Origin of the sequence: Cognaticolwellia mytili (genome assembly GCF_002104475.1) — a bacterium.
Taxonomy (GTDB): domain Bacteria; phylum Pseudomonadota; class Gammaproteobacteria; order Enterobacterales; family Alteromonadaceae; genus Cognaticolwellia; species Cognaticolwellia mytili.
In genome coordinates this window covers 425,297-445,755 of the sequence record NZ_NBOF01000002.1, presented here as the reverse complement: position 1 = coordinate 445,755, position 20,459 = coordinate 425,297, and the positions used below count along the sequence as shown (strand labels likewise).

Sequence of the window (20,459 nt, the reverse complement as noted above, 5' to 3'; positions counted from 1 at the left end):
CACATCAATTGGTAAGGTCACTGTAGTGCTTTGGACTCAGTGGCTTTTTGTTGCGATATTTTTTGCAACATTACTGGCACTTGTTCGCTTTCCAAATATTCCTGAAAGGGTGTTTGGTAGCGCAACATTGGCGTGCCTAGCAACCTCCTTTATTTCTTCAACCGATATTTTAAATAATGCAGTGAACCCTGGGCTTGTGACATTATTGTTATTAGTTTTGTGTTCGTTTGCCTACGAGCGTACCAGTATTCTAAGACGAGTATCAGCTTTAATGCTTAGCGGTAATGTAAAAACCGCTAGTATTAAAACCTTAGTTTTTACTGCACTTAGTTCAGCGCTAATCAGTAATACCGCTGTTGTTGCGACTTTAATTTCTACTGTTAAAAAGAATACGCTGGCTAACCCTGGAAAATTACTTTTACCACTGTCATTCGCCGCTATTTTAGGCGGAACATTAACCCTAATTGGCACATCAACCAACCTTATTGTGAATTCCTTATGGATAGAGCAAGGAGAAAAGAGTCTTGGCTTTTTCGACTTTAGTCTTGTGGGAATTGTTGCGTTAACCGTTTGTTTGTTGATTATTTTAGTTAGACAAAATACCTTAACTGACATGGGCAATGAGCAATTAAAGGCGAAAGAGTATTTAGTTGAAGCACAAGTTAAAAGTCATTCAAAACTAATTGGAAAAAGCATTGAAGATAATGGTCTACGAAACCTAGATGCTTTATTTCTGGTTGAACTAGTTCGTGAAGGGCGTTTAGTATCGCCGGTCGCGCCTGATGAGGTTATTCAACAGCATGATCGACTTATTTTTAGTGGTGACATCAGTAAAGTTTTAGTGCTACAACAATTTGATGGTTTAGCATTATTTGCCGAGCAAGATGGCTTGTTGCGAGAAAATTTGACCGAGGTATTGATTAAACCTGACTCAGCTATCGTTGGTAAAACTTTAAAAACGGCAGGATTTCGCGCACGATTTGATGCGGCAGTTGTGGCTATCCATCGAGAAGGTGCTGCCCTCTCTGGTAAGCTTGGTGAGATAAAAATTCAAGCTGGAGATTTTCTGGTATTAGCCGTTGGTAATGACTTCAGTGCCAGAACAAATCTAAGTAAAAACTTCTATATACTTTCTGGCCATACACCTGACAGTATGCTTTCTGGTTGGCGTGACTCTTTGGCTATATTTGGCTTTATTATTTCGATTGCGATAACGCTGTTAACCCCGATTACTTTGCTTTCGAGCTTGATGTTTTATATTGCAATACTTATTTTAACTGGCTGTTTAACGGTTAATGAAATCAAACGTCGTTTTCCGATTGAAATTTGGTTGATTGTACTCGGAGCATTAACCTTGGCACAGGCTTTTGAAAATAGTGGAGTAGCAACTATTTTTGCTAATCAAATTGAATTTTTATTAGCCGATCAAAGTGCGATTATTGCCCTTGTTGTTGTTTTCTTTATCACATTGTTGCTCACTGAGGTTATCACTAATAGCGCAGCCGCAGCGCTGATTTTTCCTATTGCTTACAGTGTTGCGGTAGGGTTAGAGGTAAATCCATTACCATTAGTGATGGCGGTTGCATTTGGCGCAAGTGGCAGCTTTATTAGCCCTTACGGTTATCAAACCAATATTATGGTGTTTAATGCCGGTAACTATAAAATATCAGATTTTATAAAGTTTGGTTGGCCAATCACCGTCGCTTATAGTGTTGTTGTGCTAACTATGTTGCCATTGGTTTATTCATTTTAACTACAGCTCAATTATTCTCAAATAATTATGTCGAAATAAACTGCTAAATAAATTGGAAAAATATGAAAACTGAAAATACCGTTTGGCATGCCCAGCAAATAGATAAGCAACAACGAGCTGCACTGAAACAGCAGCGAGCTTGTTTATTGTGGTATACCGGCCTTAGTGGCTCAGGAAAATCAACCATTGCTAATGCCGTTGATGCTTTGCTTTTTGAACGAGCATGTCATAGTTATTTACTCGATGGTGATAATGTTCGGCATGGTTTAAATGGTGATTTAGGTTTTAGTGATGAAGACAGAGTTGAAAATATTCGCCGAATTAGTGAAGTTGCCAAGCTGTTTGTTGATTCAGGTTTAATTGTATCTACGGCTTTTATTTCGCCTTTTCGAGCAGACAGAGCATTAGCTGAGAGCAAGTTAGCCTCAGGAGAATTTATCGAAGTCTTTATTGATACACCAATAGAGGTTTGTGAACAGCGCGACCCTAAAGGTTTATATAAGCTTGCTAGAGCTGGTGAAATTAAAGACTTTACCGGTATAGACTCTGCTTATGATGCTCCAGAAAAAGCACAAATACATATCAGCACTGCTGATAAAAGTATTGAACAATGTGCTCAACAAGTGATTAATTACTTAGTTGAAAAACAGTTTATTCAATAATTATTAAGTAATTTAATTATAATTTATCAAAAGGAAGTTTCCCTTGCACTTTGATGTATTCAATGGCGATGCTGATGGCATTATTGCTTTGCTACAATTGCGACTTGCCGAGCCAAAAAAATCTACGTTAATCACTGGGGTTAAACGCGATATTCAGTTATTGCAACAAGTGCCTATTACTCAAGCAAGCTCTGTTACTGTGCTCGATATTTCGATGGAAAAAAATTACTCAGCTTTAGAAGGCCTTATCAATAATAATATTAAGGTATTTTATGTCGATCATCATCGATTTGGTGATATTCCTAACTCAGAAAATTTAACAAGCATCATTGATACTGATGCCAATATCTGTACTAGCTTGTTAGTAAATCAGCATTTGGCAGGTCGATATGTTTTGTGGGCAATTGTGGCTGCTTTCGGTGATAACATGTTGCAAGCAGCTGAAGAATTATCAGAAAAACAGGGGTTATCAATTAGTGAACAAGCACAACTAAAAGCCTTAGGTATTTATATTAACTACAATGGTTATGGTCTTACTGTTGATGATTTGCATATTGCGCCAGAAATACTCTTTAAAAATTTATTATCTTATCCCAATCCGTTTACATTAATTGATGAGCCTGATTCTATTTTTTCTACGCTTGAAAAGGCCTACTTTTCTGATATGAAGCAAGCCAGTAATGCTAAAGTATTGTACGAAAATGAAGCATTACAGGCACTTGAGCTTGAGGATGCGTCGTGGTCAAGAAGAGTGAGCGGTGTCTTTGGTAATGAATTAGCTAACCAAAATCCAGCTAGAGCACATGCAGTGCTCACTTTGAACCCAGATAGCACCTATTTAGTTAGCTTACGTGCCCCATTAGAAAATAAGCAAGGTGCTGGTGATATTTGCGCGCAATTTGAAACGGGTGGTGGTAGAGCGGCAGCAGCAGGAATAAACCAACTTTCGTTAGAAAAACTTGGTAAGTTCATTGAGTTAGTGTCAAAATATTATCAATAGATATTTAACACAGCTTGATGACCATTTTGATTAATAGTTATTAGCATTTAGTAAGGATTTTTTTGATGAGTTTGTTGATCACTGGTGGTACGGGATTTATCGGTAGTCATACTGTTGTTGAGCTTTTAGCCTTAGACAAAGATATTATTATTGTTGACAATTTGGCTAACTCTTCAACTTTAGTCCTTGATCGCATAAATAAAATAACTGAAAAATCTGTAACCTTTATTCAAGCAGATATTTGTGATCGACAAGCGATGCAACAAGTATTTCAGCAGCATGATATTGATGCAGTGGTACATTTTGCAGGTTTGAAGGCGGTAGGCGAGTCTAGCGCAATTCCTTTGAGCTATTATCATAACAATGTTTCTGGCTCTGTGACTCTTTTTCAAGTAATGGCTGAGTATGGTGTTAAAAATTTAGTTTTTAGCTCATCTGCGACCGTTTATGGTGAAAACAATCCTTCACCATTAGATGAAAGCATGCCGACCTCGGCAACAAATCCGTATGGCCAAACTAAATTAATGATTGAAAATATATTATTTGATTTGGCAAGTAGTGATGAAGAGTGGTCTATTGCCTGTTTACGTTATTTTAATCCTATTGGCGCACATGAGTCTGGTTTGATTGGTGAAAACCCTAATGGTATTCCTAACAACTTATTGCCTTATGTTGCTCAAGTAGCGGTTGGCCGCTTAGCACAATTGCAAGTTTTTGGTGATGATTACGATACCGTTGATGGTACAGGTGTACGCGACTATATTCATGTTGTTGACTTAGCTAAGGGGCATGTGAAAGCGTTAGAAAAACTCAGCAAAATTAAGGGCTGTGTACCAATTAACTTAGGTACAGGAAATGGTACTTCGGTATTAGAAATTGTTAATACCTTTAAAGATATTTCAGGGCAAGAGATACCTTACAAAGTTGTACCTCGCCGGGCCGGAGATATTGCTACAGTATTCGCTGATGCAAGTGTTGCTAATTCGCTGTTAGGTTGGAGTGCTCAATATGACTTGTCAACTATGATTAAAGATACATGGCGCTGGCAATCCAAAAACCCGAATGGTTTTGAATAAAAGTAATTTAATTGAACTCTATTTTGTAAAATTAAAGTGCTCAATAAACTAATGTATTGAGCATTTTTATATGTAATGAATTTAATATTATCGTGTTAATTAGATTCAGTGTTTGATTGTTCATCAGCCCATATGATCGCTTGGTTGTAGTTGCAAACCACTATAGATTTTTCTACTTCAAGTTTTTCCATAAGAATACTCGTTTTGTGCCATTCAGCGCGCTCGATAAACTCAACCAACTTTATTAATCCAGCCATAACTCCTTTACGGGTTAATAAAGTGTCTTTTATTTCTTGAGCCAAAGGTAATTTAACTAAAATACTGTCTAAGTTTTCATCTACAATGGCATCAATTAATGAGAGAAGTCCTGTAAGAAAAGCAATTGATGGATCTAATGGGACATTAATATTTTTGGCAGTTAACTCCAAAAATTTAGCTCGAGTCATAGCAGAGTTAATTAATTCAGAAGGCTTATTAGGATTTACGTTTGTAGCAAACATGAGACCTAAAAAGCGTTTTAATTCACCTGAGCCTAATATGACTAACGCTTGCTTTATCGTGGAAATTTCATTTCGACGGAGGAATATTGGTGAGTTGGCATACTGTAGTAACTTATAAGAAAGTGTAATATCACGCTCAAAGACTGAAGTAATACTTGTTAAATCAAGATCGGGTTTAGAGGTTTCATAAAGTAGTTCAGCCATTGCGATTTGTGAAGGTGATAAGCTTTTGGTTTTTACCATTTCTGGCTTGGCAAAAAAGAAGCCTTGAAAAAGTTCAAAACCTAATTCTAATGCTTGGTTGTATTCCTCATAAGTTTCAACTTTTTCTGCAAGCAATTTTATATGAGGAAAATCAATAATTGCTTCCTTGACGCTTATAATTGTTTCAATTGGAGTATCTTGCCAGTCAATTTTAATGATCTTTATAAAAGGGTAAAAATACCGCCAAACTGAGTGATGAATATAATCATCTAAGGCGATGACATAACCTTTTTTATGTAAAGATTGACAGATCTCTAGTAGTTTTCTTCCAGGTTTAACCGTTTCTAATATTTCGATAACCACCTCTTCAGGTGATAATGTCTCCGGGTAGCCCTTACATAAGGTATCTAAAGTAAAGTTAATAAAGGCTGGTTTATTACCCGTAAATTCACTTAAACCAATGTTAAAGTTGCTAGCTTCAATCATTCTAGTTGTTGCTTCATCAGCATCAACTTCAGGAAAGACATTATCGATACTATCGCGAAATAATAATTCGTAGGCAAATAATTTTTTATCTATATCTAGTATCGGTTGCCTAGCAGCATAAAAGTACATAAAAAGTCCTGATAATTCTATTTTATTGCTAATTATTTAGTTGATGCTTTTACCTGATTAAAATCATACTTCATACATCTGTAACTTATTTATAACACAATTAAATAACAATACTCATGAAAAAACATGGTAATCATCTATTAACTCTTCATACTATCCGTTATCAAGCTTAATTGGGCGATAATTAATTGTTTAATTGATCATTTTAAATATTGTAGTGGAGGCTAAGTTGGCAATCGGAACGATAATTTCATTAGCGTTATATTTTATTGTTATGTTAGGGATAGGTTTGTATGCCTATAGAAAGTCTACCAGCGATGCAGCTGGGTTTATGCTGGGTGGTCGTAGCCTAAGTCCATCAGTAACTGCCTTGTCTGCTGGCGCTTCTGATATGAGTGGTTGGATGTTAATGGGCGTTCCTGGTGCCATGTACTTAAATGGCTTGAGTAGTACTTGGATATCTATTGGGTTGGTACTTGGCGCGTATTTAAATTACCTTATTGTAGCACCAAGGTTGCGAACCTATACTGAACTTGCCAATGACTCAATAACCATACCTGATTTTTTTGAGAACCGTTTTTCCGATAACTCACATACACTGCGTATTGCCTCTTCTATTGTCATCATTTTGTTTTTTACGCTTTATACCTCATCAGGCATTGTTGCTGGTGGTAAGCTATTTGAAAGTTCTTTCGGCTTAAGTTATGAAACTGGCTTGTATATCACTGCGGGCGTAGTGGTTTTATATACTTTATTTGGCGGCTTTTTGGCGGTTAGTCTGACTGATTTTGTGCAAGGTTGTATTATGTTTGTTGCCTTGGTTTTGGTGCCTGTTGTTGTTATTAATGACCTTGGCGGCACTAGTGCAATGTTTACGAGTATTGAGCAAGTCAATCCTGAACTATTAAACATGTTTAATGGCGTCAGTATTGTGGCAATCATTTCGGCTATGGCGTGGGGCCTAGGCTACTTTGGCCAACCGCATATTATTGTTCGGTTTATGGCTATTCGCTCAGTTGAAGATTTACCTGTGGCACGTAGAATTGGTATGAGCTGGATGGTCGTTTCTTTGTTTGGTGCTATGGCTACTGGTTTTGCCGGTGTTGCCTATGTTGCTAAAACAAGTGTTCAGCTTAATGATGCCGAAACTATTTTCATTTTACTGTCACAAATATTATTTCACCCATTAATCGCTGGGTTTTTACTAGCGGCGATTCTAGCGGCGATCATGAGCACTATTTCATCACAACTATTAGTGACCTCTAGTTCACTTACAGGTGATTTTTATCAAGCGTTTTTAAATAAGAATGCCACAGATAAACAGTTGGTCTTTGTTGGCCGGTTATCAGTAGCGGCAGTAGCTCTAGTTGCCGTATTTCTTGCGTATGACAGAAATAGCTCAATTCTAACCCTAGTGAGTAATGCTTGGGCAGGTTTTGGTGCCGCTTTTGGTCCATTAGTTATCTTTAGTTTATATTGGAAAAAAATGACTCAACAAGGAGCTCTTGCGGGGATGTTAACGGGGGCGACTACAGTTTTAATTTGGATATACGCACCAATAACGATAGATGGACGATCACTTAGTTCTATAATGTATGAAATAGTACCTGGCTTTATTATGGCAAGTATTGCCATTGTTGCAGTTAGTCGCTTTACGGCTAAACCACAATCAGAGATTGAAGCGTTGTTTGACCAAGTTGCTGAGAAACACTAAACAACTTGATTATGGATGAGACTAGACAATGTATTGCTTAGTCTAGCAAGCTCTATAAAATCATAATTGTTAAAAAATAAAAAAGCCGTTAATACATTATTAACGGCTTTTTAGTAAATCTAAATTAGTATTGTTAGGCTTTATTTAAACCAATACTATATTGACCAAATGATGTCGTTTTTAATTCGCTCTTGCCATTGCTCTAATGGCTCTTTTTTATCAGCTACAACAATAACATTAGTATGATTAAAGTTTAATGAACGTCCTTCAAGTGCATCATTAGCAAACTTAGCATTAAACTCTATTTCCTCATCATTAGGTAATACGAAAACATTTACTGGACTTGATTCACCTTGGAAAACCAAATGCAAACTCTTGCTGCCGTCAAAGCGACAATAATCAGCAAATATTAGTGTGCCAAAAGTACTGTCAAAACTTCCTTTAAATGATGCCATTTTGTCGTTTAATGAAGCAAGTGTTACGTTTGGCTGATCAGTATTTGAAAAGTGTGATGCTTCATGATCGACATGAGCAATAGCGTAGTCACCTAAGTTTTTATAAGTGCTAGAAAACATCATGAAATTAACAGTTAAACCCATAACAAAAGCAACAGAAGCTGCCATAGCCAAACGTACACGGGTTTTACTTTTTTGTTGCTGATGGCTTGCCAAAGTTTGACGAAGAATTAATTTGTTATATAAATCGTCAGGAACAGGGATATTCATCGCCTGGGCAATCTTTTCATCTAAAGTGTCAATATCCTGAACAAACTTTTGTTTGGCCGGGTCGTTTTTGATAGCTTCATTCATTGCCTCGTCGCGGGCTTTTGGATTTGCTAATATGCTGCGTCTAATATGCAAATCATCCATTGTGTAGACCTCTTAGTTTTGGCTCGCCATCTACGGCTTCTTTCAATTGATTTCTAGCACGAAATAATCGTGTCATTACTGTGTTTTTGTTTAACGACAACATTTTTGCAATTTCTTCACCGCTAAAACCGCCAATAATTTGCAATACAAGTGGCTCTCGATACTCTTCAGGCATCTGTGCTATTCTTTCGCGTAACCATTGATTTTCTATTTCTTGCTCATTACTGGTGGCCTTTGCATCAATAATCGTTGCTTCTTCGTATTCGCTCATGTCAAAGCGCTTACGCTCAAATCGACGAGCATTTTCTCTTCGAAGAATAGTTATTAACCATGACTTTGCTGCTTTTTCGTCTTTCAACGAGTCAAGTGCGCGCCATGCACGTAAAAATGTTTCTTGCACTAGGTCTTCAGCTACATGCTTATCGTGGCATAACCAGTATGCATAGCGATATAAATCAGTATGTAATGCTTTAACGAGTGCTTCGTATCTAACTTGTTTTGTCACCATGTTGTAAGAGACCTGAGGCTTTGTCATTTTATTTCGGATTATTACAAATATTTTAGATAAGTTAACTATAGCGTGAATTACCTGTCGATAGTTAACACAAACAGTACTTAGTTTTTACATCATTTTGATTTTGAATAAAGAACAACTTATTTTATCTTGTTAGCGCTAGAATGCAAAAAGAGCTTACTGAATGAAGCTCTTTTTGCTTTTACTCGGGCTGTTAGCATTAGGCTAAATGAATGTCATTGATATAAGAGGATTAAGGATTAATCGACATATCATTGCTATTAGCAACCTTATGGTCTTTTTTATGTAGGTTTTGAATTGCTTGTAATAAGTTACTACCTAACCATTGACCGGGAGCTTTACCGTAATAACTTTGCTGTAATTCAGTGAGTGCGCTTGAAAAGGCTTGGTCATTAAAGTGGCTATGCAACGCATCTAATGTTGTTAATAATTCAGCGTCTGCTGCACCAGCACTTTGTGAACGAGCCCAAGGTATTAATTGAGTTAATGCTGCTTCACCATCGTTTCGTTTACAAGCTGCTATTAATTCAAGATAAGCACCATTGACGCTATTACTGTTTTTGGTGTGATTATTTTTCTTGGTAAATGGACGCTTAACAGAAACAAACCAAGCCAATAAAGTTAATAGCCATAACGGTAAAAATATCCATGGCCAAAGCGAGCTTTCTTGAATAATACCGGTTTGAGTAACAGGTGCTGCAGTAGTTGGCCGCTCAATTTCACTGCTAGGTGTTACTGTTGTAGGTGTTTGAGTAATGTCAGGGTTCGGTAGTACTATAATTTTTTGACTAGCAATTTTTGCGACTTCAGCTTTGTTAGTTACTGTATTCCACCAAGGAATAGCTATTTCAGGTAACTGATATTCACCGGGTTGGCTAGCAACGATGGCAAAGTTAACAACTTTTTGGCTGACTAAGCGTTCGTTGTTTAAACCGGTATGAAGCTCATCTTGATCAGGATAAACTTTCAAGCCTTGTGGTACTGCCATGATCAATTCAGGTAGCTGGGCTTCAGCAAGTCCTGCAGCGGTTAAAGTTATGGTACGTGTAATAGGCTCGCCAACTTTAAACTGACTTGGCTCTGGCTGCCATTCCTGATGTAATGCTAATAACTCACTTGGTAACCAAGTACCGGACACCTGTTTTGGAATGCCTTTAACTATCAAGGTGATATCATCACCGATAACACTAACTGGCTTAGTATCAGCAAAACTTAAAAAGTTAGAACGTCGTGTTGATGGCATAATAATTTCACCAGAGAACACTGGTGATTTCAACATTACCGTACCACTTTGTTGTGGGCTAATGGCGTAAATACGCTCAATAATACGGTAGCGCTTACCATTGATAATGTTTTCAGATTCATTGTCTTTGCCAATTTGTAGAATATTAGCGCCAGTCAGTGCTGGCTCAGTTAGGCTGCCACGCTTTAGTTCAGTCGAAAAGTGTAATTTTACTTTTAAGGTAATTTGCTGCTGGACATAAATGTCGGTAGCCGAGGCTTCTGTAGTAATAAATAAATCTTGCTGACTAGATGCTGTCGCATCACTTGCTGCCAGTGCTTTTACTGCGATTGGTTGGCTGGATAGCCCGTCAATAAGGAACGGAGGAATAACTAACTCACCTGGCTTACGTGGAATTAACACCGTAGTCCATCTCGTGGTACGAGTTGTTTTAAAGTTTACCATGCTAGTTTGTGAGCTAACTGATGTTCTACCGACAATGAAGTCTTTTAACAATGCCGAGGTGTCTAAGGCATTGTTATCAATATTATCGTCAGCAACGACGGTTAATATCAGTGATTCATTAACCACAACCGGATTTTTATCTACTGAAGCGCTAATTTTACTTAGCGCATAACTATTAAGTGATAATAAAATAACAAATAATGAAAAAATAACCTTTACCACTTTTTCTTAACTCCTATATTTCGGCGGTCTTGGCGACGTTTTTGATACTCTAACTGCATTTTATTGCGTAGCAGCATGTATGGGTCGTCGGTAACTTTATTAAGTAGTTGCTGATGTTTTTGCTCAGTTTCTTTAGCGAGTTGTTCTGCCGCTAATTGTGCTTGAGCACTTTGTTCGTTTTCAGACTCATCGCCTTCTTGTGCCGTTTTTGCTTGTTGTTCAGCTGATTCTTGCTGTTTGTCGTTTTGTTCTTGTTCTGAATTTTGTTGATTATTTTGCTCTTGCTGTTCATTAGTGCTTTGTTCATCGTTTGATTGTGCCTGCTGATCTTTATTTTCTTGTGAGCCAGAATTTTGATCAGTATTTTGCTGTTGCTGATCGCTATCTTGATTTTCACTATCTTGATTCTGGCCGTCTTGGTTTTCGCCTTGCTGGTCTTGATTCTTCTGATCATCACCTTGTTGATCACCATTCTCTTGGCCATCGTCACCAGATTGTTGATCTTGTTTTTGTTGTTCTTGTTCTTGTTCTTGTTCTTGTTCTTGCTGTTTCTTAAGCTGCTCAATAACTTCTTTGTTAGCTTTAGCGTCAGCAAGGTTTGGATCTTTTTCTAAGGCTTTACTATATGCTTCGAGCGCTTCATCCATTCGTTGTAACTTTGCCAGAGCGTTCCCTTGATTGTACAAAGATTCTGCACTATCAACATGCTGATAAGCAGCTAATGCTTGCTCGTAATCTCCAGCTTTATAATGCGAGCTGCCTTGCCAGAGCGGGTTATTAAATTGCTCGGCAGCTTGTTGAAACTGTTCTTGCTTAAAGTGTTCTTGTCCTTGTTGATCTTTCGTTTTCCAAAGGTCTTGCCAAATGTCAGCATGAGCCTTTTCATTAGGGATAAGGAGCAAAGCAAAGGGCAGAGCGACTAACAAAGCTCCGCGTCTAAAATAACTTAATACTAAGGGCAGAATTAAGAGTAATAAATAGGGGCCAAATTCTTGCCATTGATCGCCAGTATTTTCACTTTCTGTGGTTTCATTAGAGTCAGCAACAAGTGGTTTAAAAGTTAGCTTTTCAATATCACTATTATCATGCGATAAGGTGACATAGTTGCCACTGCCGCGCTGAGCAACACCTCGCAATAAATTTTCGGTTAGCTTTGGGACAATAATTGCACCGTTACCGTCCTTCATTAATTCACCATTACTGAGTTTAATAGGTGCACCCGCTGCCGTGCCTACGCCTAAAATATTGATTCGATAGGGATGTTCACGTGACCACTGGGTTAAGTCTTGAATATCAATATTATCAATACCATCAGTAAACCAGTAAATATCACCGTCGTTATGTCCGGCGTTGATTAGCATTTCGTTTGCCAATGTTAATGCGGCTAATGGGTTACTACCCGGCTCTGGCATTAAGTCAGGGCTAAGTGAAGGCAATAACAATTTAATATTATTTACGTCATCAGTTAATGGGCTAATGCTAAATGCATCGCCAGCATAGGCAATAAGGCCAACTTCACCTTCGTTAATACCATCAAGTAAATCAATGGCTTTATAACGTGCTCGTGTTAAACGATTCGGTGTTACGTCAGTGGCATACATTGAGTACGACATATCCATAATCAGTACCGAGCCCTGAGCTACTTGATAAACAGGCTGAGGCAATTTTTTCCAACTAGGCCCAGCCATCGCAATAATTGCAATTAAACCAATAAAAAAAGGTAGCGCTAGTGATTTTGATTTTGTCCGGGTATTACCTTCAACCAATACTTTTGCTAAATGCGGTGGTATTAAGTTTTGCCAACCAGATTGTTTAACATGGTTTCTTTTAAGCAAAAGGATCATCAGCACTAAAATAATAATGACGAGTAACCATAACGGACGAATAAAGTGAAATTCTTCCATATTAGTTATTCTCCTTTTGGTTGCTTGTTCTGGTTAATAAAAATGATCTGCTTGCTAGTGAGTTGATAAGTAAGGCAATAGCGCTAATGAATAGGGCAAGCCCTAAAGGCCAATAAAATAATGCCGTTAAAGGTCGCATTTGTTGTTGTTCTTGCTCGACAGGCTCAAGTTCATCAAGTAATTGATATATTTTACTCATATCTTCACTGGCTCTAGCACGAAAATACATCCCGCCGGTTTCATCTGCTAAGTGCTGCAGCGATTCTTCATCGAGTTCGCTTGAAGGGTTCACTCGCCTTGCACCAAACAGTGAATTTTGTATCATGACATCGGCGCCGATACCGACAGAATAAATGGTGATGTCCTTAGCAACCGCTAGCTCTAAAGCTTGTTCTGGTGTAATTTTCCCTGCAGTATTCTGTCCGTCGGTCAATAATAACAAAACACGGTTTGACTCTTTTTTTTCATCAAAACGTTTAACAGCAAGAGCAATCGCATCACCAATGGCAGTTTGTTTACCCACTAAGCCGAGTACTGCTTCATCTAACATCTGCTGTACGGTTTTTCGGTCAAAGGTCATTGGTGTTTGCATATAAGCGTCATCACCAAAAAGTATTAAGCCTAATCGATCACCACTTCGGCGTTCTATAAAATCACCCAAGACAACTTTCAGCATATCTAGCCGGTTAACTGTTCTGCCATTAAGGTTCATGTCTTCAACTTGCATACTGCCGGATAAATCAACCGCGATCATCATTTCGCGGCCTTCGGTAGGGACATTAACTGCTTCACCTAACCATTGCGGTTGTGTGCAGGCTAAGACAAGTAATGCCCACACTAAGCCTAAGGTAGCTAATGAGCCCTTTTTTTTATGCGGCGTAAATTCTGGCGCTTGAATGCCTTTAATCAACGTAGGCATTTTAAGTGGTGCAGACTGAACTTGTTTTTTAGCCGGTAGCCAATAAATAAGTAAAGGCAGAGGCAGAGCAGCTAATAGCCAGATAAATTCAAAATGAATCATGACTTAGCTCCGATAACTTCTGTTGACTTTAACGCTGACTTTTCAGTTTGCACTATTGCACTGCTGATGGTTGAATTATCAGTAAATAAAGAGTTATCGTCAGAATATGACTCGTCCTTTGGCGGTAGTGCTTGGTTTAACCATAGCTTTGCTGCCTGAGTAAACTCGGCTTCAATGACATTTGATGGCGCTTCATTTTGTGAAATAGCCTGCTTATTACTTTGGTATACGGTATTAAAATTGTTGGCACTGAGTTGTTGAAAACTTTCTTGATGCTTAGTTGGTAGTGTCATAGTTAAAAAAGCTTTTAAATTATTACCAGATAAGTGTGCGACTTGTGAACGAGGGAAATAGGCTAATAAGGCCCACTTCAAAGTATTGACCACTGCAACAGTATCGTTGGCGTTAGCAAGTTGTTTTATTGCTTGCTTCTTAGCTTTGTGTTTTACAATGTATCGACGAATTCTCAGGCCAACAAAAATGAGCAAAACTAATAAGCTAAGCGCTACTAGCCACCAACCTGGCGCAATAGGATAATTGTGTACAGCTCCCGGTAAATGAATGTCTTTTAATTGTGCTAACGGATCCATGACGCTACTCCGCGATGTAATTGTGTTTCTAATGGTTCACTGGCACAAAAATGCAGTAAACGAGCACCAGCTTTGGTGAGTTTATGCTCGATAGATTCACTCAGTTTAATGGCTTGCTGGTGGTATTTTTCTGCAAGCTTTTTATCACCTAGTACTAATTGTTGCCGTTCTTGGCCATCGGTAACTGCAACCGTTATCTTCTGTTTGCTTGAAGGTAATTGTTGTTCTAGTGGGTCACTGATCAAACAAACCACCAGTTCGCAATGACGAGATACATGAGCAAGATGACGCACTGCCTCATCGCTAAGATGAAAAGCATCAGTGATCAAGTAAACTAAGCTACCGGGTTTAGCTAATTGTCGAATACGCGCGCAATTTTGCTCAAAGACCAACGTTGCTTGCTGGTTCGTTGCCACTTCGTTGGTTTCTAAAGTACTATTGGTATGTGTTTTTACGAGCGTATGTAAGTAATGCAATACGCCTTGTTGGCGACTACGAGGTTTTAATTCACTATGCTTTTGCTGATTAAATACAATGCCACCAATGCGATCGCCTCGTGACTTAGCATGCCAGGCCACCAGTGAGGCAACATGAGCAGCCTGTACTGATTTAAACAATAATTGACTACCAAAGTGCATACTTTCGCTTAGATCAGTCGCGATAAGCACTGGCCGTTCAATTTCTTCACGAAATAATTTTGTGTGTGTTTTACCGGTACGAGCGGTAACACGCCAGTCGATAGCCCTGATGTCATCACCATTTTGATAATGGCGTACTTCGTCGAACTCCATGCCTCGGCCTTTACTGCGGGCGAGATAATTGCCTGACATTTTACCGTGCAAGCTTTTACTTGCCGCCAAATTGATTAATGAGCTTTTACTTTGATAACGAATTAATTCATTTATGGTTAATTCGATACCATTGCTTAATAGCTCATCAAGGCTGTCTTGAGTTGAGTTCTGTTTTTTTGAATTTTTTTGACTAAACCACATAAGATAAACGCATTAAGCCACGGCAACTAAACTTAAAAGACGGTCAAGTAATTGGTTACTACTGATGCCTTCAGCTTCTGCTTGATAAGTCATTAAAATACGGTGGCGTAAAACATTATGAAACACTGCTTGAACATCTTCAGGACTAACAAAATCACGATTATTTAACCACGCACGAGCGCGAGCACAACGGTCAAGAGCAATAGTGGCACGCGGGCTTGCGCCATATGCTAACCATTGTTTGAGTTTATCGTCATATTTTTCTGGTGTACGAGTTGCCATGATCAAATCAACAATATAATTTTCGACAGCTGGCGCCATATGAATTTGCATGACTTCTTTTCGGGCTGCAAATATGTCAGCTTGGGTTATTTCTTTTATTGTATTTTTTTCAACTTTTAATGCTTCACCACGATTGAGCTTTAAAATATCTAATTCAGCGGCAGCATCCGGGTAACCAATTTCAAGATGCATTAAAAAACGGTCTAACTGAGCTTCAGGTAAAGGATATGTACCTTCTTGCTCAAGTGGGTTTTGCGTTGCCATGACTAAAAATAGTTCCGGTAACGGGTAGGTTTTTCGGCCAACAGTAATTTGACCTTCAGCCATTGCTTCTAATAAAGCTGATTGTACTTTCGCAGGTGCTCGGTTAATTTCATCAGCAAGCACTAAGTTACGAAATAATGGCCCAGATTGGAAAACAAAGCTACCATCTTCAGGACGATAAATATCAGTGCCGGTTAAATCGGCTGGCAATAAATCAGGGGTAAATTGAACGCGGTGGAAGTCAGCTTCTATTCCCTCGGCTAAGGCATTAACTGCACGAGTTTTTGCTAAACCAGGAGGGCCTTCGACAATTAAATGGCCATTTGCTAATAACGCAATAAGTAAATTCTCTACTAATGCTGGTTGTCCGATAATTTCAGAAGATAAATGTTCTTTCAAAGATGCAAAGTGTTCAATAGCCATAATTCAATGTTCTTATTGTTTGTAAATTTAATGTCAGTGGGTCAGACCTTTCAATTGATATAAGGTTCATGTAAAAAAAAACAAGCGTATTATACTCATTCTAAAAAAATTCTTTAGCTTTTTAGGGCTTTGGAAACATTTTGTTTAAATTTTGATAGCTAATGATTGAATTTTTCTAATATCTCGTTAGAATCATAACAAAACCAGAGAGGTCAGACCTCTTGATGTTGCAACATAATGGAAACAAAAATGACAAAATCAAAACTAATTACAGGAAGTGGGGAACGTATAGCGGTTGTTGCTGGTTTACGTACACCGTTTGCTAAGCAAGCAACGGCTTTTCATGGTGTCCCAGCCGTAGATTTAGGTAAAATTGTAGTGAACGAACTGCTGAAAAAGCATGATGTTGACCCGCAAATTATTGACCAACTCATCTTTGGCCAAGTGGTGCAAATGCCTGAAGCGCCGAATATTGCTCGTGAAATAGTGCTTGGCACAGGTATGAATGTTCATACTGACGCATATAGTGTTTCAAGAGCTTGTGCCACCAGTTTTCAGTCAACAGTCAATGTTGTCGAGTCTATTATGGCCGGTTTTGTTGATGTTGGTGTTGCTGGTGGTGCTGATTCCACTTCTGTGGCGCCAATTGGCGTTTCAAAGAAACTTGCTCGTACTTTGCTTGATTTAAGTAAGGCACGTTCCTTTGGGCAAAAGGTGTCGTTAATTCGACAGCTTAAATTTAAAGATATTTTACCTGTGCCTCCGGCTGTAGCGGAATATTCAACAGGGTTGTCAATGGGGCAAACTGCTGAACAAATGGCGAAAACACACGGGATTACACGTGCAGAGCAAGATGCACTAGCGCATCGTTCACATACGCTTGCCACGAAAAGCTGGCAAGAAGGCAAGCTTGCCGGTGAAGTAATGTCTACTCACAGTGAACCGTATAAATCATTTATCGATAAAGATAACTGTATTCGTGAAAACTCAGAATTAGCCAGTTATGCGAAATTAAAGCCGGTATTTGATCGTAAATACGGCACAGTAACAGCAGCAACAAGTACGCCATTGACTGATGGTGCGTCGGCGATATTGCTTATGCGAGAAGGGCGAGCAAAAGAGTTAGGTTATAAGCCGTTAGGTTATATCCGTAGCTATGGCTTTGCTGCAATTGATGTTTGGGAAGATATGTTAATGGGGCCAAGCTTTGCTTCACCTATCGCACTTAAACGTGCGGGGATGGAGTTAGCTGATTTAGACCTTATTGAAATGCATGAGGCTTTTGCAGCCCAAGCACTGGCGAATGTAAAAATGTTTGGCAGTAATAAATTTGCTCAAACCCACCTTGGTCGCGATAAGGCCATTGGTGAAATTGATATGGACAAGTTTAATGTTATGGGCGGCTCGTTAGCCTATGGACATCCATTTGCTGCGACAGGTACACGTTTAATCGTGCAGACATTGAATGAATTAAACCGTCGTGGTGGTGGTGTAGGTTTAACAACTGCATGTGCCGCTGGTGGCTTAGGCGCAGCTATGATTGTGGAGACAGACTAATGACGGATGTTACAATGCAAGAAAATGACTTAACTATGCCAGAAGAAACCAATACCTTTAGTTTGGCACGCCAGGAAAATGGCATCGCACATTTAATCATGGACGTTAAAGGCGACACCATGAATACCCTAAAAGCTGAATTTGGGGAAGAAATAGCGGCAACATTGAAAGAGATTCGTGAAGACAAAACAATAAAAGGGCTAGTGTTAATTAGTGGTAAAGCAGACTCGTTTGTTGCGGGCGCTGATGTTCATATGTTGGCTAAGTGTACGTCTGCAGAAGAAGCCACGGCATTATCACGTCAAGGGCAAGTGATCTTCGATCAATTAGAAAATTTATCTATTCCTGTTGTTGCAGCTATACATGGTGCTTGTTTAGGTGGCGGTTTAGAGCTTGCTATGGCCTGTCATGGCCGTGTTTGTAGTGATAGTGGCAAAACTGCATTAGGTTTGCCTGAAGTACAATTAGGGTTATTACCAGGTGGCGGTGGTACACAGCGTTTACCGAAACTTGTTGGTATTCAAAAATCATTAGATATGATGCTGACAGGTAAGCAATTACGTGCAAAACAAGCCTTAAAAGCCGGTTTAGTCAATGTAGTAGTGCCAAACAGTATTTTAATTGCCACAGCAGAAAAGCTAGCGCTTTCAGGTAAAGTAAAGCCTAAAGCACGTAAATTGTCATTGATGGATAAGTTGCTTGAAGGCAATCGTTTAGGGCGCAGTGTTTTGTTTAGTCAAGCGACAAAAATGGTCTTAGGTAAAACCAAAGGTAATTACCCTGCGCCATTAAAAATTATTGACTGTATACGTACTGGTGCGGAACAAGCTCCTTCGAAAGGTTACCAAGTAGAAGCAGAACATTTTGGTCAGTTAGTGATGACAGATGTTTCTGCGCAGCTTAGACAAATATTCTTCGCGACAACCGATATGAAAAAAGAGCAGGGTGTTGAGGGCATTCAACCTGCTAAAATCGAAAGTGTTGCGGTACTTGGTGGTGGCTTAATGGGCGGCGGTATTGCTTTTGTAACGGCAACCAAAGCAAAATTACCGGTACGCATTAAAGATATTTCACATCAGGGTATTAGCCATGCACTTAAATATGGCTATGACTTATTGAATAAAAAAGTTAAGCGTCGCTTTATGCGTCATAGTGAAATGCAGAATCAACTGGCAAATATCACGGGTACAACCGAGTTTACAGGTTTTGCTAATGTGGATATTGCCGTTGAAGCGGTATTTGAAGACTTAACTTTAAAACAAAATATGGTGGCAGATATTGAAAGCCATTGTAAAGAGAGTACCATTTTCGCCAGTAATACTTCAAGCCTACCGATTGGGCAAATAGCTGAAAAAGCACAGCGTCCAGAAAATGTTATCGGACTACATTACTTTTCACCTGTGGATAAAATGCCGTTAGCAGAAATTATCGCTCACGATAAAACCTCTGATCAAACTATTTCAACAACGGTTGCGTTTGCTAAAAAGCAAGGGAAAACCCCTATTGTTGTTAAAGACAAAGCCGGCTTTTATGTTAATCGTATTTTAGCGCCTTACATGAACGAAGCAGGAATGCTGTTACTTGAAGGTTGTTCAATTGAAGCTTTAGATAAAGCGATGGTAAAATTTGGTTTCCCTGTCGGACCGATGCAGTTGTTAGATGAAGTTGGTATTGATGTAGGTTCTAAAATTGGGCCAATTTTACAAGCTGAATTAGGAGAGCGTTTTGCTCCACCGGCAGCTTTTTCTAAATTGATCGAAGATGGTCGTTTAGGTAAAAAAGTGAAGAAAGGTTTCTATCAATATAATACTAAGAGTAAGAAAAAACTGGTTGATGAAGGCGTTTATAGCTCACTTGGATTACAAGCGAGTAATAAGTCTGTTTCTGAAGCACAAGTTGAGCGTTGTGTTTACATGATGCTTAATGAAGCAGCTCGTTGTTTGGATGAAAAAATTATTCGCAATGCTCGTGATGGCGATATTGGGGCTATTTTTGGTATTGGCTTTCCACCGTTCCTTGGCGGTCCGTTCCAGTACATGGATAAAGTTGGAGCCAAAACACTGGTGAGTAAATTAACCAAATGGCAAGCTGAGTTTGGTGAACGATTCACACCTTGTGATGCATTAGTGAAAATGGCAGATCAAGGCGAAAGTTATTATTCGTAGTAATTAGTTCGTTGAGCCTAAATTATTGATGGAATGATTTTTCCGTAAAGTAGGCTGAAACTAGTAACGAAAGGGGCAATTTATTGCCTCTTTTTTATGTTTAGGACGAACAGTATGTCACGGTGCCATGAATGACAAAGAGTGACGATGGTAAAATAATGTTTTTTGAATGATTACTCTAATATTGCTAAGATGCGCGTGTTTATAACGTTTTTAATTTCTCTATATAATTTCGAAGTAGGTTAGGCGTGTTTATTTTATTTATATCAGTATTAGCTATCATTTTTTCATCGTTTTTTTATTGTCAGGCTATAAGCAATGGCTTAGGAGCTAAACGATGGGCAACGGCTGGATTAGTATTCGGCCCGTTGATCTGGCCAATGTTTTGTATGAAGAAACGCTTAAAGACCTATCAGCGTTTTGG

General features: G+C 38.8%; 16 protein-coding genes. 7 read left to right on the top strand and 9 right to left on the bottom strand.

Annotated features, from left to right (window positions below):
- Nucleotides 1-25: 25 nt before the first annotated feature.
- The 4 genes from B7C41_RS06835 (at nt 26) to galE (ending at nt 4,491) form a co-directional block, all read left to right on the top strand.
- The gene (locus tag B7C41_RS06835) at nt 26-1,753 is read left to right on the top strand and encodes an SLC13 family permease (RefSeq protein ID WP_085298049.1); all 1,728 of its coding nucleotides are present in this window, start codon (nt 26-28) and stop codon (nt 1,751-1,753) included.
- Nucleotides 1,754-1,815: 62 nt separating this feature from the next.
- Nucleotides 1,816-2,415 carry an adenylyl-sulfate kinase gene (gene cysC / locus B7C41_RS06830; protein WP_085298048.1) on the top strand — a complete coding sequence of 200 codons (600 nt, stop codon included), beginning with the start codon at nt 1,816-1,818 and terminating at the stop codon, nt 2,413-2,415.
- Nucleotides 2,416-2,458: 43 nt separating this feature from the next.
- A complete protein-coding gene (locus tag B7C41_RS06825) occupies nt 2,459-3,415 on the top strand; it encodes an acetyltransferase (RefSeq protein ID WP_085298047.1) in 957 nt (318 codons plus the stop codon).
- A 65-nt stretch (nt 3,416-3,480) separates the two neighbouring features.
- The gene (galE, locus tag B7C41_RS06820) at nt 3,481-4,491 is read left to right on the top strand and encodes a UDP-glucose 4-epimerase GalE (RefSeq protein WP_085298046.1); all 1,011 of its coding nucleotides are present in this window, start codon (nt 3,481-3,483) and stop codon (nt 4,489-4,491) included.
- Nucleotides 4,492-4,586: 95 nt separating this feature from the next.
- On the opposite strand, the gene B7C41_RS06815 is transcribed toward galE, so the two are convergent.
- Entirely contained in the window at nt 4,587-5,810 is a 1,224-nt protein-coding gene (locus B7C41_RS06815; RefSeq protein WP_085298045.1) for an EAL and HDOD domain-containing protein, read from the bottom strand.
- A gap of 229 nt (nt 5,811-6,039) precedes the next feature.
- Between B7C41_RS06815 and putP the strand changes: the two genes are divergently transcribed.
- Entirely contained in the window at nt 6,040-7,524 is a 1,485-nt protein-coding gene (gene putP, locus B7C41_RS06810) for a sodium/proline symporter PutP (RefSeq protein WP_085298044.1), read from the top strand.
- A gap of 155 nt (nt 7,525-7,679) precedes the next feature.
- On the opposite strand, the gene B7C41_RS06805 is transcribed toward putP, so the two are convergent.
- The 8 genes from B7C41_RS06805 to B7C41_RS06770 form a co-directional block, all read right to left on the bottom strand.
- Nucleotides 7,680-8,393 carry a DUF3379 family protein gene (locus tag B7C41_RS06805; protein ID WP_085298043.1) on the bottom strand — a complete coding sequence of 238 codons (714 nt, stop codon included), beginning with the start codon at nt 8,391-8,393 and terminating at the stop codon, nt 7,680-7,682.
- On the bottom strand, nt 8,386-8,952 hold the full coding sequence (locus tag B7C41_RS06800; protein ID WP_085298042.1) for a sigma-70 family RNA polymerase sigma factor: 567 nt from the start codon (nt 8,950-8,952) through the stop codon (nt 8,386-8,388). The genes B7C41_RS06805 and B7C41_RS06800 overlap by 8 nt, the downstream gene beginning before the upstream one ends.
- A 208-nt stretch (nt 8,953-9,160) precedes the next feature.
- On the bottom strand, nt 9,161-10,837 hold the full coding sequence (locus B7C41_RS06795; protein WP_235839637.1) for a BatD family protein: 1,677 nt from the start codon (nt 10,835-10,837) through the stop codon (nt 9,161-9,163).
- Nucleotides 10,831-12,741 carry a vWA domain-containing protein gene (locus B7C41_RS06790; protein ID WP_085298041.1) on the bottom strand — a complete coding sequence of 637 codons (1,911 nt, stop codon included), beginning with the start codon at nt 12,739-12,741 and terminating at the stop codon, nt 10,831-10,833. Before B7C41_RS06790 ends, B7C41_RS06795 begins: the two co-directional genes overlap by 7 nt.
- Nucleotide 12,742: 1 nt before the next feature.
- Nucleotides 12,743-13,762 (bottom strand): vWA domain-containing protein, encoded by a 1,020-nt coding sequence (locus B7C41_RS06785; RefSeq protein WP_085298040.1) that lies wholly within the window; start codon nt 13,760-13,762, stop codon nt 12,743-12,745.
- The gene (locus B7C41_RS06780; protein WP_085298039.1) at nt 13,759-14,352 is read right to left on the bottom strand and encodes a DUF4381 domain-containing protein; all 594 of its coding nucleotides are present in this window, start codon (nt 14,350-14,352) and stop codon (nt 13,759-13,761) included. The genes B7C41_RS06785 and B7C41_RS06780 overlap by 4 nt, the downstream gene beginning before the upstream one ends.
- Nucleotides 14,340-15,344 (bottom strand): DUF58 domain-containing protein, encoded by a 1,005-nt coding sequence (locus tag B7C41_RS06775; protein ID WP_085298038.1) that lies wholly within the window; start codon nt 15,342-15,344, stop codon nt 14,340-14,342. The genes B7C41_RS06780 and B7C41_RS06775 overlap by 13 nt, the downstream gene beginning before the upstream one ends.
- A gap of 12 nt (nt 15,345-15,356) precedes the next feature.
- The gene (locus B7C41_RS06770; RefSeq protein ID WP_085298037.1) at nt 15,357-16,313 is read right to left on the bottom strand and encodes an AAA family ATPase; all 957 of its coding nucleotides are present in this window, start codon (nt 16,311-16,313) and stop codon (nt 15,357-15,359) included.
- Between the two features lie 249 nt (nt 16,314-16,562).
- Between B7C41_RS06770 and fadI the strand changes: the two genes are divergently transcribed.
- Both fadI and fadJ read left to right on the top strand, forming a co-directional pair.
- Complete coding sequence (gene fadI, locus B7C41_RS06765; protein ID WP_085298036.1) at nt 16,563-17,870, top strand: acetyl-CoA C-acyltransferase FadI; 1,308 nt, start codon at nt 16,563-16,565, stop codon at nt 17,868-17,870.
- Nucleotides 17,870-20,035: a fatty acid oxidation complex subunit alpha FadJ gene (fadJ, locus tag B7C41_RS06760; RefSeq protein ID WP_235839636.1), complete on the top strand. Its 2,166-nt coding sequence runs from the start codon at nt 17,870-17,872 to the stop codon at nt 20,033-20,035. Before fadI ends, fadJ begins: the two co-directional genes overlap by 1 nt.
- The last annotated feature ends 424 nt before the right edge of the window (nt 20,036-20,459 follow it).

Excerpts from the sequence above, each read along its gene's own strand:
- fadI (WP_085298036.1), top strand. The coding sequence starts at position 16,563 with ATGACAAAATCAAAACTAATTACAGGAAGTGGGGAACGTATAGCGGTT.
- B7C41_RS06785 (WP_085298040.1), bottom strand. The coding sequence starts at position 13,762 with ATGATTCATTTTGAATTTATCTGGCTATTAGCTGCTCTGCCTCTGCCT.
- B7C41_RS06780 (WP_085298039.1), bottom strand. The coding sequence starts at position 14,352 with ATGGATCCGTTAGCACAATTAAAAGACATTCATTTACCGGGAGCTGTA.
- B7C41_RS06815 (WP_085298045.1), bottom strand. The coding sequence starts at position 5,810 with ATGTACTTTTATGCTGCTAGGCAACCGATACTAGATATAGATAAAAAA.
- B7C41_RS06805 (WP_085298043.1), bottom strand. The coding sequence starts at position 8,393 with ATGGATGATTTGCATATTAGACGCAGCATATTAGCAAATCCAAAAGCC.
- B7C41_RS06775 (WP_085298038.1), bottom strand. The coding sequence starts at position 15,344 with ATGTGGTTTAGTCAAAAAAATTCAAAAAAACAGAACTCAACTCAAGAC.
- B7C41_RS06790 (WP_085298041.1), bottom strand. The coding sequence starts at position 12,741 with ATGGAAGAATTTCACTTTATTCGTCCGTTATGGTTACTCGTCATTATT.
- galE (WP_085298046.1), top strand. The coding sequence starts at position 3,481 with ATGAGTTTGTTGATCACTGGTGGTACGGGATTTATCGGTAGTCATACT.
- cysC (WP_085298048.1), top strand. The coding sequence starts at position 1,816 with ATGAAAACTGAAAATACCGTTTGGCATGCCCAGCAAATAGATAAGCAA.
- B7C41_RS06770 (WP_085298037.1), bottom strand. The coding sequence starts at position 16,313 with ATGGCTATTGAACACTTTGCATCTTTGAAAGAACATTTATCTTCTGAA.
- fadJ (WP_235839636.1), top strand. The coding sequence starts at position 17,870 with ATGACGGATGTTACAATGCAAGAAAATGACTTAACTATGCCAGAAGAA.